Source organism: Bradyrhizobium sp. 14AA (genome assembly GCF_054185205.1).
On sequence record NZ_JAVAYM010000194.1, the window covers coordinates 1 to 435 of the forward strand.

General features: G+C 33.3%; 1 protein-coding gene. It reads right to left on the bottom strand.

Going from position 1 to position 435, the window contains the following annotated elements; genetic code table 11:
* Positions 1–418: hypothetical protein (locus tag RAD15_RS43965; protein WP_458184888.1), on the bottom strand; the 418-nt coding region annotated here is incomplete at its 3' end.
* Positions 419–435: the final 17 nt, after the last annotated feature.

Below are 435 nucleotides of genomic sequence, written 5' to 3' on the forward strand. Positions count from 1 at the left end.
TACCAATCGTTCCAGCAATGCCCAACATGTTAGTTGCTATGCTAGACGTTAGGTTCATAATCGGTTGCTTAATAGCAGTTATAATATCCATACTAAATAGTGTTTTTACCATAACTGCATTAAACTCTCCGAGTCCTTTTACCATTGACCAGACAAAAGTCTTTATTGTCGCAGAAGCATTTGTGATGGCTTCATTAAAACCCGTTACAGATTCTTTCTCTTTTTCTTTAGTCATTAACTCAAAAGCATTGTCTTTGTAAGTATCATAAATTGTATCTACATTAGTAGTTGGCTCTGTAACAATAACTTTATTTTCATCAGGTTTAGGTGCTGCATTAACAGATGTAGTTTGTGTAACAACAAAAAAACAGCCTACTAGAAACAGTAAGGCTGTTTTAATTAATAATTTCTTGTTCAAGGTATCACCTCTTATTT